This window comes from Shewanella sp. 5_MG-2023 (assembly GCF_030547465.1).
Lineage (GTDB): Bacteria > Pseudomonadota > Gammaproteobacteria > Enterobacterales > Shewanellaceae > Shewanella.
On the sequence record NZ_JAUORC010000066.1, the window covers coordinates 1 to 2,447 of the forward strand.

The window sequence follows — 2,447 nt, forward strand, 5'->3', positions numbered from 1 at the left end:
GTTGCATCAGCTGAAGTACGTTTAGCGAATGGCTTAGAAGATACCCAGATAGTCCTCACCCCAGCACAGCTACTGGCCAATTCTAGCGATGTTGACGACAACGATATTGGCAAATTATCCATTGCAAATTTAGTGGCTGATCATGGAACGGTTATCGATAATAAAGATGGTACATTCACCTTCTCACCGGGAAAAGATTATAACGGTGCCGTGCAATTTAACTATGACATCAAAGACGCGCATGGTGGCATCACGCATACCCAAGCTGGGCTGACCTTAACAGCCTCACAAGATGCAGCAACATTTACCGGTGATAGCACAGGCGATGTACATGAAGGGCATAGTTTTACTGCTGCCGATGGAACAGTCACTAATAGCTCTGTGGGGGATCGTTCGCCCGATCATCAACATGGCAATATTGGCAAGCTTTGGAATGATCAAATCCATACCGACGGCCACCTTAATATCAACGATGCCGATAGCGGTGAAGCCCACGCTCAAACAGGTGTTTATCACGGAAGTTATGGTCAGGTCATATTACAAACAAATGGCGATTGGAGCTATTACGCATCAATAGGCCAGGATGCAACAGGCAGAGCAATTGATAAACTTGGAGAAGGGCAAACATTAACTGATACAATAACGATCCAATCAAAAGATGGTACACCCCACGATATTGTTATTACTATTCATGGTGATAATGACCGACCTTATTGCTCATCAGAAGTGGTGCTTGCAAATGGCAGTGAAGATACACGCCAAACCTTAACCACCGCGCAACTATTAGCGAATACCGTCGATGTGGATGCCAATGACGCCGGTAAACTAACCATTGAAAACCTACACGCCGACCATGGTTCGATATTAATTAATGGCGATGGCACCTTTACCTTTACGCCAGAAAAAGACTATAACGGCGATGTGCATTTTAGCTATGACGTTAAGGATGCACACGGTGGTGTGACCCACACCGGCGCAACCACCTCGCTTATAGCCGTCGATGACAAAACAGTTATAAGTGGCGTTGATCATGGCGTAGCAACTGAAGATGTTGCAACGCATATGAGTACGAACGTAAACATAATGGATGCAGTTGATTGGCAAGCTTTGCAAATAACCGATGTAGATAGCTCTAACCAACAAGTGACTGTCGAGTTTGCAGGTAAGCAATACACATGGGATCTAGGCAGTAACTTAGATGTTACGACACCCTATGGGAAATTTCAGTTTTACACGATCACAAATGGCCCCCACACAGGAGAACATTGTTGGAGCTATATTGGTGATAATAGTAATGCTCACGTTCAAGAGTTAAAACAAGGTGAATCATTCACGGAATCGATAAAGCTAATAGCCACTGACGGCACTGAATTTCCGATCACAGTAAAAGTGAATGGTACCGAGGATGGGGTCGTAATCGATTCTAAGTCGGAACTTGGTCATGTCGTAGAAAATGCCCAAACAGGGGCTTCAGTTTCCGGCAGCGTAATAGCCCACGATGTTGACCTTCACGATACGGTGAGTTGGACACAAACACCAATAACTGGCATTAGAGGTCAATATGGTACGTTCCACCTAAGTACAGATGGACAATGGCATTACGACGTTGACCAGAACAAAGCGAAAAAACTAGGAGACGGTGACGAGTATTGGGAGCACTTTACAGTTGAGGCTGTGTCTACTGATGGTAGTCATGTCTCGAAAAGTGTATCCGTAGTTGTGCACGGTAATAATGATGCACCGATAGTAATACGTGGTGAGGTGACGCTACCTTCAGGGAAAGAAGATACCTCAATACATATTACACAAGCTCAATTAGTCGCCAATACTATCGATGTCGATGTTAATGATAGAGGGTGGTTACACGTTGAAAACTTGACTGCAGACCACGGCAGTGTGGTATCAAATTCGGACGGTAGTTTTACCTTTAATCCCGACCCTAATTATAATGGTGCAGTCCACTTTAACTATGATATTGCCGATAGACACGGTGGTATCACTCATACCGGCGCAACCACCAACTTGGCTGCAGTTAACGACAACCCTGATGTGACGCCTTTAACAGACAGTGTCAGTGAGGGGGCCGATAATCATCACACCCTCAATCTGCTAATAGGTGCCACAGATAAAGAGGGCGACGCTTTAACCATCAGCCACCTTGAATATGCCATCGATGGTCAACCTCAGTCGAGCCAACTTCCAACGGGCATTACCTTAGATACTGATGGGCATACGTTAATTGTTGATGCCACTGATCCCGCATTTAATCATTTGGCAAATGGTCAGTCGCAACAAATCGCTATCACTTATCAAGTTGAAGATGGCCATGGTGGAAGTACGCAACAAACCGCCACGCTCACCATTGCCGGCACAGATGATAAAGCCACACTGGTTTCTAATGTCATTCAGCTCACTGAAACACAAGCGCTGGATAGTGAATTTAAATT

Annotated in this window: 1 protein-coding gene; it reads left to right on the plus strand. The window is 45.1% G+C overall.

The window, feature by feature from the left end:
* Positions 1–2,447 (plus strand): cadherin-like domain-containing protein (locus Q4557_RS19610; protein WP_303415001.1); only part of this gene is annotated, 2,447 nt, incomplete at both ends.